This is a genomic window from Anabaenopsis sp. FSS-46, assembly GCF_029891665.1.
Lineage (GTDB): Bacteria > Cyanobacteriota > Cyanobacteriia > Cyanobacteriales > Nostocaceae > Anabaenopsis > Anabaenopsis arnoldii.
Genome location: NZ_JANQDG010000136.1, coordinates 31,987 through 45,301 on the forward strand (window position 1 = coordinate 31,987; position 13,315 = coordinate 45,301).

A 13,315-nucleotide genomic window follows, 5' to 3' on the forward strand; every position below is an offset into this window, starting at 1 on the left:
CAATGATTTAGGAGAGTTAATTTAATTGGTGAAGCAGCGACTTGATACGCTATTAGTAGAGTTAAATTTATGTAGTTCCCGCGCTTTAGCACAGCGCTTAATTCAAGCAGGGGAAGTAACGGTTAATCAGCAGGTGGTGGATAAACCAGGGACGGAGGTTGATACTACTGCGGAAATTAAGGTAAAACAGCGATCGCGTTTTGTGTCTCGCGGTGGGGAAAAACTGGCTAAAGCTTTAGAATTATTTACAATCCCCGTGGAGGGTCGCATCTGTTTAGATGGGGGTATTTCTACCGGTGGTTTTACTGATTGTTTACTCCAAGCTGGGGCGAAAAAAGTTTACGGTATAGATGTGGGTTATGGTCAAGTTGACTGGGGTTTAAGAAATGACCCGCGGGTGATATTAAAAGAACGTACTAATTTACGTCATCTTACACCCGCAGAGTTATATACTGATGAGCAAATACCTGATCTGGCGGTGGTGGATGTATCGTTTATCTCCCTAACCAAGGTTTTACCAGCTTTGTGGAAATTAACCCAATGTCCCCGGGATGTAGTATTACTAGTTAAGCCACAGTTCGAGGTGGGAAAATCCCGTGTAGGTAAAAAGGGTGTTGTCAGGAACCCTGATGACCAAGCTGATGCTGTTTTCCAGGTGTTACAAGTGGGTTCTCAATTGGGATGGAAGTATCAGGGCTTAACTTGGTCGCCTATTACCGGCCCAGCTGGTAATATTGAGTATCTTCTCTGGTTAGGAATGGATGGGGAAACACCACCGCCTGATTTAGATATAATTCAGCAAATGACAAAATCAGCCATGGTAGATTTTCGGAGAGTTTAAACGTCGTAAATAAGACACTCTAGTGCGTCTGGATGTTTTTCACAGTAGGTTTCTAGAGCAGTTTTGCGGTGTCGTTGAGCTTGTTGCTGATGGGCTTTTTCTGCTTGTAGTTCTTCGACGATATCCCACGCTACAGCACAGCTGGCGGAATTGTCTCCTTGAGTTTCGCAGGTTTGACGAGCTTCCACAATAGATTCTAGGATAGCTTCATCTAGGGTTTTATTGCCGGAGTTAACAGCAGATTGAACAGCTTCTAGGGATGTTGTCATGATATTTTCACCTTGATTGATGAATATTGACTGTTAGCTTTATAGGACTTCAAAAGCTTATATTTCTAGTGTAGATAAGCTGATGAAAATGGTTTGGTAGTGAATCCCCGTCTGGAGGTAAAAAGCCAAAAATATCAAAAGAAATTTTGACGATGGCTCTAGTTTTTTTGCCTTCGTTTTTATTTCTGTTGTTTCCTCAATTTTGCACCCAAAATTCTCAAGTCAAGAATCACCGATAGCGTAGGGTGGCGTAAGCCATACTTTTAGGTGGGTGAGTATGTCAATATTTTGTTGCTAGTTCTTGTTGTAGGCGGTAGAGAATTGTATTGTGGTCAACCTGAGATAGAATTTCTTCAATTACTGTGCTAGCTCCTAATTCTCCCCAAGTACAACCTTTTTCTAAGTAGACTTGAGCGGCTTTACCTACTGTGTATGCACCATAACCCGCAATACCAGATTGAGCGATCGCAGTTCCAGCATAAGCTGTAATATTGAGGGGATTTTCACCACTAGCGATCGCCGCTGTGGTTTTACCTAAACCCACCATCATACTACTGGCGATTTCTCCTAACAGCAACCCACCGGAACTTAAGAAAATGGTCTTTAAGATTTTGCTGGCTTCGTAGCTAGTCATGGGTAAGCCATACAACCTTGCTAGAGAACGAATTAAAACTAAATCAGCGATCGCACCACAGATAACATCCAAAACTGGTACAGGATTTAATCCTACTGCCAAAGCCTTATATTTAGTGAATTTCCAAATAATATCTTCAGCTTCTTGGTTGCGGAATTCCATAGTTTTTTCAGCCATGGTTGCTGATGCATCCCGAGCTTGAATCAGTGCATTTAGAGCTAGAAGCGATCGCCCTTCCCGATTGAGAATAGATAAAATTGTCTGTTGTAGTTCCTCCACCAGGGGGGGTGGTGTTTCCCACTCATAGGTCACCCGACCATCTGGCCATTCTACCCGCACTTCTAGGGGTGCTGGTTCCGCGGACACCATAACAATTTCATCTGGTAGTAAAGGCGGTGCTTGGGGGTATCCTGCGCCTAGCTGTTGCAAATTGTGATAGATTGCTGTGCGGTCTGTTTCTGGATATAAATCTATTTTATTAAATACTAAAATCAGGGGTTTTTGTGCTTGTCTTAGCTCTAACAATGCGCGATACTCAAGGCGCGTAATATCACCTGAAACCACAAACAAAATTAAATCAGCTTGTTTGCTTACTTCTCGCGCCATTGTTTCCCGTGCTTCCCCCGCAATTTCATTGATTCCAGGCGTATCAATTAACTCAACTAATACCTTACCTCCCGGTTGCCAACGCACAGAACGCGGCCACTGAGTTACACCGTTGATCGGTCCTGTTTGCAGGATTTTCGCCCCCAGTAAAGCGTTTAATACTGCTGACTTACCCCGACTCACCAAACCAAAGGCTGCAATTCTAATCACATTCGAGTCTAGTTTGCTCAGGGTAGAGTTTAAGGTTTCTAATTCTGGTTTGAGCAACCCCAGTAATTCTGGGTGGGAGCTAAACTTTCCCGACTGGCGATAGCTTCCGTGGCGTAGCCCTAGATGTCCATACCAAGATAGTGCTTGTCTAAGACTAGCACGGGCGCGGTTTAAGTGAGTTTCTTGGAGATTACGCACAAGGTAAGCTTAGGTATGGGAAATGGGGGCAAAAAGCTAGATTCTATCTACCATTTTACCATTGAAAATAGGGAGAGATTGAAAATAGGTTAATGATATTTTTATTGTAAATTTTAACAACACCATGATATGGTGAGAGCAAATAAATCAAAGTCCTTTCAATTGTTCAGTAGTCAGCAGGTCGGAGTAATCTCCCAGGTCGCAATCTCTATAGCTACGCCACGCAAGCTATCGGTAGCCTTAAATATCTGGCATTGTCCACCCTAAAATTTAGCTTTAGCCTTTGGGTAATTAGAAGTATTTCAAGCTAGTTACAGCAGAAAACCAAAGTAACTGTAATTCCTTTTGGATGTAGGACTCAATGAATTAAGCCTGGAGATTTGGCTTTTTGTGAGTTGATCTGAGCTATTTACCAGGTCAGGATTCCCCCACAGAGGTAGATTAGTGGGAGTGCGCCAAAATACTGGTAATTTATTTGATATGAATAACAACCCTAGGAGGAAATTTGAAGGTATCAATTTTGCGGCGAGAGTGGTTTTCTAACACTCGACAGGATATCATGGCGGGGGCTGTTGTGGGACTAGCTTTGATTCCAGAAGCGATCGCCTTTTCCATTATCGCCGGGGTTGATCCCAAAGTCGGGCTTTACACCTCATTTATTATTGCCGTGATCACCGCCTTTTTAGGAGGTAGACCGGGGTCAATTTCCGCGGCCACGGGCGCAATGGCGCTATTAATGATTGATTTAGTCAAAGATCATGGCTTACAGTATTTATTCGCCGCCACCCTCTTAACCGGGGTGTTTCAAGTTGTGTTTGGCGTGCTCAAACTGGGTCGCCAAATGAAATTTGTACCCAGAGCGGTAATGATTGGCTATATTAACGCCTTAGCGGTGTTAATTTTCCTGGCCCAGTTACCCCAACTCACCAACGTTCCCCCCACAGTATATATATTAACCCTCCTGTCTTTGGTAATTATTTACATTTTACCCCGCTTTACCAAAGCAGTACCCTCCCCCTTAGTAGCTTTAGCAGTGATGACGATCGCCGCCATGGCGCTAAAACTAGAAGTTCCCACAGTGGGGGATATGGGAGAACTACCCAAGAGTTTACCCTTGTTTGCTTTACCCCAAGTCCCCTGGAACCTGGAAACCTTAAAGATTATTTTGCCCTATTCCCTCACCTTAGCGATCGTGGGTTTATTAGCTTCCTTCCTGACTGCTGCTTTAGTGGATGAACTCACAGATACACCCAGCGATAAAAACCAAGAAGCTAAAGGACAAGGTATTGCTAATATCGTCACTGCCTTCTTTGGCGGCATGGCAGGATGTGGGATGATTGGACAATCGGTAATTAATGTCCAGTCTGGTGGTAGGGGGAGACTCTCCACCCTTGCGGCCGGAGTTTTCCTATTAATTGCTATTTTATTTTTACAGGATTGGGTCAGACAAATGCCCATGGCTGCATTGGTAGCCGTAATGATTATGGTGTCTATTGGTACGTTTCGCTGGTCATCCTTTCAGAATATTCGCCGCATCCCCACCACGGAAACTGCGGTCATGTTAACCACAATGTTTGTGACTATTTTTACCCGAAACTTTGCCCTGGGGGTAGTTACCGGTATCGTCATGAGTACTTTATTCTTCTCTAACAAAATTGCTCAGTTAGTGTTTGTGGATAAAGTGCTGAGTGAGGACGGTTCCCATTGCACATATAAGGTAGCTGGTCAAATTTTCTTTTTATCACGAGATGAATTTCTCGCTGCTTTTGATTTTACCGAACTAGTGGAGCGGGTGACTATTGATCTGACTCATGCTCACCTGTGGGACCAAGGAGCAGTGGAGGTACTTGATAGAGCAGTGCTGAAATTTCGCCGTAATGGTGCAGATGTGGAAGTCCTAGGACTAAATGAAGCTAGTGCAACCTTGCTGAATAAATTGGCTATGTATCCTAAAGCCGATGGTTTGAACAAACAATAGTATTTTAACAGCATCATGAAAAATATTTTACTTTGTACCGATGGCTCGTTTTTTGCAGAAAATGTTTATAAATATGGTGCTTGGTTTGCTCTCAAGTTTGGTTGTCACATTAATGTTTTATTTGTGACTGATATCCGTAGCCAACAAGTAGCTTCTACTGGTAACCTCAGTGGTACTATTGGACTAGGGAGCGCTGAAAACTTATTGCATGAGCTGGTCAATTTAGAACATCAAAAAGCCAAGCTGAATAATCAACGCGCTAGATTGATTTTACAAAATGCTGCGGCAATTCTCAAAGCTGAAGGTGTCACAGATGTCCAGTTAACCAATAAAACGGGGTTTTTGGTAGATTGTTTTGATGAGTTTGAGAAAGATGCAGATTTGATTGTTTTGGGGAAACGGGGAGAAGGTGCAGAATTTGCTTCGGGTCATTTAGGGGCTAATATAGATCGCATTGTGCGCAGTAGTACTAAACCATGCTTAGTTACACCGCAGGAATTTAAACCAATTTCCCGCCTGTTAGTGGCTTATGATGGTAGTGTTACGGGTAACAATATTCTCCAATTTTTAGCCGCTTATCCTGTATTGAAAGATTTAGAAATTCATTTGCTGACTGTGGCTAAAACTGGGAAGCTGGAAACGGCAACTCAAACACAACATCAAGGTAAGCTATATTTGCAAACCGTTGGATATGAGCCAGTTTGTAGTGTTTTAGAGGGTGACCCAGAAACGGTTATCACTAATTATATTCACCAAGCAGATATTAGTTTTTTGCTCATGGGCGCTTACGGTCACAGTCGCATTCGCCATTTAGTCATTGGGAGTACCACCGCTCAACTGCTCAGAAGTACCAAGATTCCTCTATTGTTATTCCGTTAGCTGACTGCGCTGTATTCCCACGCTTCTAAGCGTGGGTTGTTTGACTATCTCAAAAAAAGCTTTAATTTCAGGCTTTCTCGGTTGTGGGAGGGAGCGCAATGGGACTTAATTCTAGTTCTGGGTGGTCTCCCTTAACTTGGTCTAGGTTCCACTGGTTTTTAAACAACAGTACGGGACGCTCCCAACGGTCTTTCACCACAAAGGTGTTAAATAAACGCCCGACTTTATCCAAAATATCCCAACCTCCAGTTACCCAACGCGCTACTGAATAAGGTAAAGCTTCTAAGTAGGTCTCCACTCCGTACTCATTGACTAGACGAAACTGCACTACTTCAAACTGCAGTTGACCAACGGCTGCTAAAATGGGGTTACGTTTGCTTTCATCTGTGGAGTGTAAAATTTGTACGGCTCCCTCTTCTTGTAGTTCTGTTACTCCTTTATTAAAATTCTTATATTTCGTTGGGTCGGCATTCCTCAAGTAAGCAAATAGTTCTGGGGAGAAGGAGGGTATACTGGGATAAATCAACTTTTCGCCCATGTAAACAGTGTCTCCAATGGCAAATGTCCCCGGGTTATTTAAACCTACTACGTCCCCTGGATATGCTACCTCTACTGTGTCTCTTTCTTGGGCGAATAACTTCTGAGGGTGGGAAAGGCGCACTGTTTTACCTGTGCGCGCATGGTTAACTACCATATCTTTTTCAAATTTACCAGAACACACCCTTAAAAAGGCAATGCGATCGCGGTGTTTGGGGTCCATGTTAGCTTGTAATTTGAAGACAAAGCCAGAAAACTCTGGATATGTCGGGTCAATTTTACCTTTGTTACTTTCATGGGGGGTGGGTCTGAGTCCATATTCTAAAAAGGACTTGAGAAACAATTCTACCCCAAAGTTATTCATCGCACTGCCAAAAAACACCGGGGTCATTTGACCTCGATGCACTGCTTCTAGGTCTAGGGTTGGTCCCAAACTATCCAAAATTTCTAATTCTTCTTGCAGTTGGTGATACAAATTTTCACCTACAAGGGACTCAATTCTGGGGTCATTGGCGGCGATAATAGTATCTGTGGCTTTTTTTGTACCATGGTCGCCACTCTTTTGAAACAGATGTACTTGCTGGTGTTGACGGTCAAAAATCCCTTGAAATTGGTCTCCTGTGCCAATTGGCCAATTAATTACATAGGTTGACAGTCCCAATTCCCGCTCAATTTCATCAATGAGTTCTAAAGGCGACATACTGGGACGGTCTAGTTTATTAATAAATGTAAAGATAGGTAGGGAACGCAGTCGGCAAACTTCAAATAATTTGCGGGTTTGGGTTTCTAGCCCCTTGGCTGCATCAATGAGCATGACTGCATTATCCGCAGCTGCCAAGGTTCTGTAAGTATCTTCACTGAAATCTTGGTGTCCTGGTGTGTCTAAAAGATTGAGAAGAGAATTTTGATACTCAAATTGTAATACTGTGGAGGTGATGGAAATCCCTCTTTGTTGCTCCATGGCCATCCAGTCTGAGGTGGCGTGGCGTTGGGAACGACGAGCTTTGACCGAGCCAGCTTGTTGAATTGCTCCCCCGTAGAGTAGGAGTTTCTCGGTGAGTGTGGTTTTACCCGCGTCTGGGTGAGAGATAATCGCAAAGTTGCGCCGGCGTTCTATTTCTTGCGGGGCGATCGCATCCCGTAATTCTGTTTGCATAAGTTGAAAATTTTCACCAACTGCTCTATTGTCAAACCGATGTAGTCTATCTTCAGACAAGCTGTATGATCATGCAAGACAAGCAATCATTAGAGCAGTCCTATGGTGGCCACTGATCACCAATTTTGATGCTAAATAACCTAATTTTTTTCAAGCTACAAAGCTGCACGGCTGAAAGACAAAAAGTTTTTACATTTTCCTTTTCTAATTATACAACTAAATCCACTGTTTTCACTTCCCCAGTCCCAGGAAGAAACTACCACCAAATGCGATCGCCATGTTCATCTAGCCTTGCTGCGCGAATCACATCAGAAATTTCTTCTGCGTCTTTGACATGGTGGAGTGCTTTCTTTGTGCCATCAGGATACTCTACCACAAAGTACGTTGGGACTGTAATCTGGTCGCCTGTGATATCTGGCACATTTACGGCTATCTGTTGGGCTTTTTCCTCTAGGGTTTTAGACTCGTCTATAACATCCCCTGGGTTGGCGGTTAAGTTTCTTTCTTTGACTGTTGCTGCTGCGTCTTGATCGTCGTCACTGACTGGCTGATCTAGATTGTTGAGTTTCTTAGTCATGATGTTTTACCTTGGGGAAAATTTATACATCTACTAAGAACAATCTAAAAAATTATCCCTGTGATGAGTTCCTTCTCTAGAGGGAGAAAAACACAAAAAACAGGTTATTCGGCGCAGTTGACAATTAAGTGTGTGAGGGCATCAATCAGGCGATCGCCTTCCATGGGTATAATGTCTTTACCATGCATAATTTCTTGAGTAGTCACGAAGTGGACTAAGGAGCCAATGAGAATTCTGGCTGTGGCTTCGGGGTCAGGTATTTTTAATTCCGGGTGAGCTGCTAAATATTTACTGATGGTCTCTATGGCTGGTTTAGCGATGCTGTAAATAAAAACTTGGGCTAACTCGGGAAACCGCGCCGACTCCCCCATTAACAGCCGCTCAAATGACTGATATTCTTTATCTTTGACCATCTGCTCTAAGGCGGTCACTGCTAACCGCCGTAGGACAACATAGGGTTCTCCATGTAAGGGTTGTGACCCCAATATGGAGTAAAACCTTTTTCTGGCTAATTTCTCAATTAATGCTTTAAATAATCCTTTTTTATCTTGAAAGTAACTGTATACTGTTGCTTTAGAAACTCCTGCTGCTTCTGCTACCCTATCCATACTCGCTGCTGCATACCCACGAGCTAAAAATTCTTGCATCGCCCCTTGCAAAATTTTTTCCATTTTCTCTACTGAGTTCGAGCGGTCAGTTTCTCCACCTTTTGGGCGTATCATGTGCCAATAGTCCTTAACATTATCAATATTTTCACACTTTTGTTAGTAATCCCTTGACTAAACTACTCGGTTTAGTATAATTCTATTATAGAACTAAACCGTTTAGTTTTGTATTTTGGAGTTCATTCTGGGGATTATGTAACCATAGCAGCGATTCCTAGTCTACAGAGGAAAAATGTAGGTAATGACCACAAAGAAACTATCTATCTCTCGTGTACAGACTAATACCTCAGTGAAAATTTTGAGTTAGTGGAGTGGAAAGCCATGATTATGTCCAAAATTCACCGGACAGTATCACATCTATTTTCTCTGGTGAGTGATAAAAGAGAGTTAGGCGGGACATTTACCAAAATAGGATTTTTTCTGATTTGAATCAGCGTATTTGGAATTGCTTAAAAGGTATGCTATTGTGCAAAACTCAAAGCTAGATCGAGCTATATCATCATCCCCATCGATTTTACGTCCGCCCCTTGTTATAGCCATTATTGTATGTTTAACTGTAATTGGTACTAGTGTTTATACGGTATTTAAATTTCAGGATAAATTAAATCAAAATGAGTCCAGCCCAGCAGCAATAATCCCTGAGTTAACAACCGTAACAGCACTAGGACGCATCGAACCAAAAGGACAAGTGATTAAAATTTCTGCTACCATGTTGCCGGAAGGAAGTCGGGTAGAAGAACTTTTAGTCACACAAGGCGACTGGGTAAAAGCAGGGCAGGTGATAGCGATTTTAGACAGCCGCGATCGCCTGTTGGCGGCCTTGCAAGAGGCTGAGGAACAAGTGAAAGTAGAACAGGCGAACTTAAAGCGCATCAAAGCAGGTGCTAGACGTGGAGAAATTTTAGCACAACAAGCGATAATTGCCGGCTTAGAGGCAGAACGCCAAGGTGATATTGCAGCCCAAGAAACCACTGTAGCCCGATGGCTGGCGGAAGTGGGGAATGCGGCGATAGAAAACCAAAGATATGAAGAACTGTATAAACAAGGGGCAATATCAGCCTCCCAAAGAGACAGCAAGAGCTTAAAACTGGAAACAGCCCAGAAAAATTTACAAGCAGCACAAACACAGTTAACTCGCACTCAGTTAACTAGCCAGGAAAAAATTAACGCAGCTAGAGCAACACTTAATAGCATAACTGAAGTGCCACAGGTGGATATCGAAGCAGCTCAAGCCGAAGTGAATCGGGCTATAGCAGTTATGAAGCGGGCCCAAATCAATCTCCAGCAGGCTTATGTGCGATCGCCTCAAGATGCACAAATATTAGAGATCCATTCCCGTCCGGGAGAATTAATTTCAAGTAATGGTATTGCTGACATTGGGCAAACCAGCCAGATGTATGTAGTTGCGGAGGTTTACGAAAGCGATATCAATAAAGTTCATCCAGGGCAGAAAGTAGAGGTATTTGGTAATTTTGTACCTATTGAACTGCAAGGGGTAGTAGATCGGATTGGCTTACAAGTGCGGCGGCAAAATCTCATTAATACAGACCCCACAAGTAATATTGATAACAGAGTCCTTGAGGTTTATATCCGACTTGATGAAACTTCCAGTCAGAAGGCTGCCAAGTTAACAAATATGCAAGTTAAGGCAGTGATTCAACTGACTAATTCGTAATTAGTTACACCAATCAGCAATGGACAGGGGGCTTAACTATGTCAATTTTCCGATTAACCCTACTCAGCACGACCTATGATGGGACTAATCCAACAACTGCGACGACGCACGCCCCTAGGATGGCTGCAACTGAGTCACGAAAAAAGCCGCCTGCTGGTAGCACTCTCAGGGATTGCTTTTGCGGATGTTTTGATGTTCATGCAGATGGGCTTTCAGACGGCGCTATATGACAGTAACACTAGACTACATCGCAGTTTACAGGCAGATATTCTTTTAACCAGTCCCCAAGCCCGTAGTATGCAAAATATGCCGACATTTTCTCGGCGGCGGCTTTATCAGGCTATGGATATACCGGGGGTGAACTCAGCAGAAGCAATGTATGTGAATAACATCATTTGGAAGAATCCCCAAACCCACCGCCAGACATCGGTACAAGTCATTGGTTTTAATCCAGATCAGCCAGTTTTTGATTTACCGGAAGTGAATCGGCAGTTACAGTCTATCAAACTACCTGATACTGTGTTATTTGACCGCAATGCCCGGGGTGATTACCAACAGGCGATCGCCAAAATTAATCAAGGTGAAAAAGTCACTACTGAAATAGAGGGGCGGACTATTACCATTAGTGGTTTATACACCGTCGGGGCTTCCTTTGGTTCTGATGGTAGCTTAATCACCAGTGATCAAAACTTTTTACGGTTGTTTTCTAGACGCCCAGCCAGCAATATCAGTTTAGGTTTGCTCAAGGTCAAACCCGGTTATGACCCGAAAAAGGTAGCAAAGGCTTTACAAGCCTACCTCACAGATGATGTTAGGGTGATGACCCACCCAGAGTTTATTGAATTTGAAAACAATTTCTGGCGCACCAACTCCCCCATTGGCTTTATTTTTAGTTTGGGTGTATCCATGGGGTTTGCTGTGGGGGTGATTCTGGTTTATCAAGTTCTTTCCACCGATGTCAATGCCCATGTCAGGGAATATGCGACTTTTAAGGCTTTGGGATATCGCAATTACTACTTTTTAAGTGTAGTGTTTGAACAAGCTTTGATTTTAGGAGCATTGGGGTTTATTCCAGGGGTAGCAGTGTCTTTGGGACTTTACCAAATGACTCGCACCGCTACAAATCTACCTATGTATATGACCGCTGCCCGGGCTTTACAGGTGCTGGTTTTAACTATCATTATGTGTTCAATTTCTGGGGCGATCGCCACTCGTAAACTACGCTCTGCTGACCCGGCGGATATGTTTTAGATGGAACTATATAGCATTTACCCGGCTCGTAGGGAACAGGGAACACCGGAACAGGGAATAGGGAATAGGGAACAGGGAACACCGGAACAGGGAACAGGGGATAGGGAATAGGGGATAGGGGATAAGGGAACTTGGTGTGTACTTCATAAGCATGAAAAAGGCTTGAAAAGGTAAAATTTAAAACTGCTATGCTTCCAGTCATTTCCATCCGCAATCTCGATCACTACTTTGGACAAGGTTCATTGCGTAAGCAAGTTTTATTTAATATTCATCTAGAGATTCGACGTGGTGAAATTATTATTTTGACTGGACCCTCTGGTTCGGGTAAAACTACCCTCCTGACTTTAGTGGGTGGGTTGCGTTCTCCCCAGTTTGGTAGTTTGCAGGTGTTAAACAGGGAACTTTGCGGTGCTAGTGGGGCAGAATTAGTGCGATCGCGACAGCATAACGGTTATATTTTTCAAGGGCACAATCTGCACCGTAGTTTGACAGCACTGCAAAATGTCAGAATGGGTTTGGAACTGCACAAGCATATTGGACTTGGACAGATGCAAAGCCGTTCGGCTCTGATGTTGGAGCAGGTAGGTTTAGGAAATCACCTGAATTATTATCCTGACCAATTATCGGGAGGACAGAAACAACGAGTAGCCATCGCCCGGGCTTTGGTCAGCCATCCCCCTCTAGTTTTAGCGGATGAACCGACTGCAGCTCTTGACAGTCAGTCTGGTCGGGATGTGGTCAACCTGATGCACAAACTGGCCAAGGAACAGGCTTGTACAATCCTCATGGTGACCCACGACAATCGCATTCTGGATATTGCTGATCGTATTGTGCAGATGGAAGATGGTAAACTAGTTGATACCTCTGCTGTGAAGGTAAAAATTTAACCAGATTCGCGTAATTCCCCCCTTATTTCCTGAGTGTGAGCGAATATGTATCGGTTGTCCTATTTGAGTCTTAAAAGGTGGAAACCCAACCGCCACATCATCTTGATTGGCATCTTTACATCTGCTTTAGTTGTCATCTTGGCTTTACCTCTACTTGCTTTGCAAGTACAACAGGTAACTCCCAGCAATCCTCAGCTGGGTGATACTTTATCTGTGGTAATTAACGTCACTAATCCAGAGATTGTTAGTAATCCCACTGTGTTATTAGGTAATAATTCTTATCCAGCTTTTCCCATCGACTCTGATAAATATCGGGCTTTAATTCCTACAACTCCGCTAGATCAAGCCGGCAGGATAACACTCAAGGTTACCGGGGATGGTCAAGAGCGAAACTTGGCAGTAAATTTGCGTCATCGCACCTTCCCTACACAACGGATTAATTTACCACCGGGAAGGGCCGGGGTCAAGGCCACAGAACATGAACTAGAGCGGGTAGCAGCTTTCAAAGCACTACAAACCCCTCAAAAGCATTGGAATGGCCCCCTGGTGAAACCCAATGCCGGTAGGATTACTACCATTTATGGTGTCCGGCGTTACTATAATGGTGAATTTGCCGCAGATTACTACCATCGTGGGATAGACTACGCTAGTCCTACGGGTTCGCCAGTAGTGGCGCCGGCGGATGGAACAGTTGCTTTGGTAGGTACGGTATCGGCAGGGTTCCGAGTTCATGGCAACACCGTTGGTATTGACCATGGACAGGGAGTAACTAGTATTTTACTACACCTCAATAGTATTAAGGTTAAAGAGGGTGATTTTGTGACCGCTGGTCAAGTAGTTGGGACAGTGGGGTCTACCGGCGCTTCCACCGGTCCACATTTGCACTGGGGTTTATATGTCAACGGCAAATCTGTTGATCCTGTCCCTTGGCGATTTGGTGCTATTAATTAAG

General features: G+C 43.7%; 12 protein-coding genes. 7 read left to right on the plus strand and 5 right to left on the minus strand.

Annotated elements, in window-relative coordinates; genetic code table 11:
* The first annotated feature begins 25 nt into the window (after positions 1–25).
* Positions 26–841, plus strand: a complete 816-nt coding sequence (locus NWP21_RS16905) for a TlyA family RNA methyltransferase (protein WP_280793577.1) — start codon at positions 26–28, stop codon at positions 839–841.
* Here NWP21_RS16905 and NWP21_RS16910 read toward each other — a convergent pair.
* Both NWP21_RS16910 and NWP21_RS16915 read right to left on the minus strand, forming a co-directional pair.
* Positions 838–1,110: a Calvin cycle protein CP12 gene (locus NWP21_RS16910; RefSeq protein WP_271734759.1), complete on the minus strand. Its 273-nt coding sequence runs from the start codon at positions 1,108–1,110 to the stop codon at positions 838–840. The two genes, NWP21_RS16905 and NWP21_RS16910, sit on opposite strands and share 4 nt — an antisense overlap.
* 280 nt (positions 1,111–1,390) lie before the next feature.
* The gene (locus tag NWP21_RS16915) at positions 1,391–2,758 is read right to left on the minus strand and encodes a GTP-binding protein (RefSeq protein WP_280793578.1); all 1,368 of its coding nucleotides are present in this window, start codon (positions 2,756–2,758) and stop codon (positions 1,391–1,393) included.
* A 559-nt stretch (positions 2,759–3,317) separates the two neighbouring features.
* On the opposite strand from NWP21_RS16915, the gene NWP21_RS16920 reads away from it, so the two are divergent.
* Both NWP21_RS16920 and NWP21_RS16925 read left to right on the plus strand, forming a co-directional pair.
* The gene (locus tag NWP21_RS16920) at positions 3,318–4,736 is read left to right on the plus strand and encodes a SulP family inorganic anion transporter (protein WP_334310774.1); all 1,419 of its coding nucleotides are present in this window, start codon (positions 3,318–3,320) and stop codon (positions 4,734–4,736) included.
* 15 nt (positions 4,737–4,751) lie between these two features.
* A complete protein-coding gene (locus NWP21_RS16925) occupies positions 4,752–5,615 on the plus strand; it encodes a universal stress protein (protein ID WP_271734762.1) in 864 nt (287 codons plus the stop codon).
* 67 nt (positions 5,616–5,682) lie between these two features.
* Here NWP21_RS16925 and prfC read toward each other — a convergent pair whose 3' ends face one another.
* The 3 genes from prfC to NWP21_RS16940 form a co-directional block, all read right to left on the minus strand.
* Complete coding sequence (gene prfC, locus NWP21_RS16930) at positions 5,683–7,308, minus strand: peptide chain release factor 3 (protein WP_280793579.1); 1,626 nt, start codon at positions 7,306–7,308, stop codon at positions 5,683–5,685.
* Positions 7,309–7,564: 256 nt separating this feature from the next.
* On the minus strand, positions 7,565–7,885 hold the full coding sequence (locus NWP21_RS16935) for a hypothetical protein (protein WP_271734764.1): 321 nt from the start codon (positions 7,883–7,885) through the stop codon (positions 7,565–7,567).
* Positions 7,886–7,989: 104 nt separating this feature from the next.
* Positions 7,990–8,607, minus strand: a complete 618-nt coding sequence (locus tag NWP21_RS16940; protein WP_271734765.1) for a TetR/AcrR family transcriptional regulator — start codon at positions 8,605–8,607, stop codon at positions 7,990–7,992.
* 409 nt (positions 8,608–9,016) lie between these two features.
* Here NWP21_RS16940 and NWP21_RS16945 point away from each other — a divergent pair, with 409 nt between their 5' ends.
* From NWP21_RS16945 to NWP21_RS16960, 4 genes are all read left to right on the plus strand, one after another.
* Positions 9,017–10,225: an ABC exporter membrane fusion protein gene (locus NWP21_RS16945; protein ID WP_280793580.1), complete on the plus strand. Its 1,209-nt coding sequence runs from the start codon at positions 9,017–9,019 to the stop codon at positions 10,223–10,225.
* A gap of 75 nt (positions 10,226–10,300) precedes the next feature.
* A complete protein-coding gene (gene devC / locus NWP21_RS16950; RefSeq protein WP_280793581.1) occupies positions 10,301–11,476 on the plus strand; it encodes an ABC transporter permease DevC in 1,176 nt (391 codons plus the stop codon).
* A gap of 188 nt (positions 11,477–11,664) precedes the next feature.
* Complete coding sequence (locus NWP21_RS16955) at positions 11,665–12,363, plus strand: DevA family ABC transporter ATP-binding protein (protein ID WP_280793582.1); 699 nt, start codon at positions 11,665–11,667, stop codon at positions 12,361–12,363.
* A 45-nt stretch (positions 12,364–12,408) separates the two neighbouring features.
* Entirely contained in the window at positions 12,409–13,314 is a 906-nt protein-coding gene (locus NWP21_RS16960) for a M23 family metallopeptidase (RefSeq protein ID WP_280793583.1), read from the plus strand.
* Position 13,315 lies beyond the last annotated feature (1 nt).

Bases quoted from the DNA above. Each gene is read 5' to 3' on its own strand.
- NWP21_RS16910 (WP_271734759.1), bottom strand. From the start codon at position 1,110: ATGACAACATCCCTAGAAGCTGTTCAATCTGCTGTTAACTCCGGCAAT.
- NWP21_RS16920 (WP_334310774.1), top strand. From the start codon at position 3,318: ATGGCGGGGGCTGTTGTGGGACTAGCTTTGATTCCAGAAGCGATCGCC.
- NWP21_RS16925 (WP_271734762.1), top strand. From the start codon at position 4,752: ATGAAAAATATTTTACTTTGTACCGATGGCTCGTTTTTTGCAGAAAAT.
- prfC (WP_280793579.1), bottom strand. From the start codon at position 7,308: ATGCAAACAGAATTACGGGATGCGATCGCCCCGCAAGAAATAGAACGC.
- NWP21_RS16935 (WP_271734764.1), bottom strand. From the start codon at position 7,885: ATGACTAAGAAACTCAACAATCTAGATCAGCCAGTCAGTGACGACGAT.
- NWP21_RS16940 (WP_271734765.1), bottom strand. From the start codon at position 8,607: ATGATACGCCCAAAAGGTGGAGAAACTGACCGCTCGAACTCAGTAGAG.
- devC (WP_280793581.1), top strand. From the start codon at position 10,301: ATGATGGGACTAATCCAACAACTGCGACGACGCACGCCCCTAGGATGG.
- NWP21_RS16955 (WP_280793582.1), top strand. From the start codon at position 11,665: ATGCTTCCAGTCATTTCCATCCGCAATCTCGATCACTACTTTGGACAA.
- NWP21_RS16960 (WP_280793583.1), top strand. From the start codon at position 12,409: ATGTATCGGTTGTCCTATTTGAGTCTTAAAAGGTGGAAACCCAACCGC.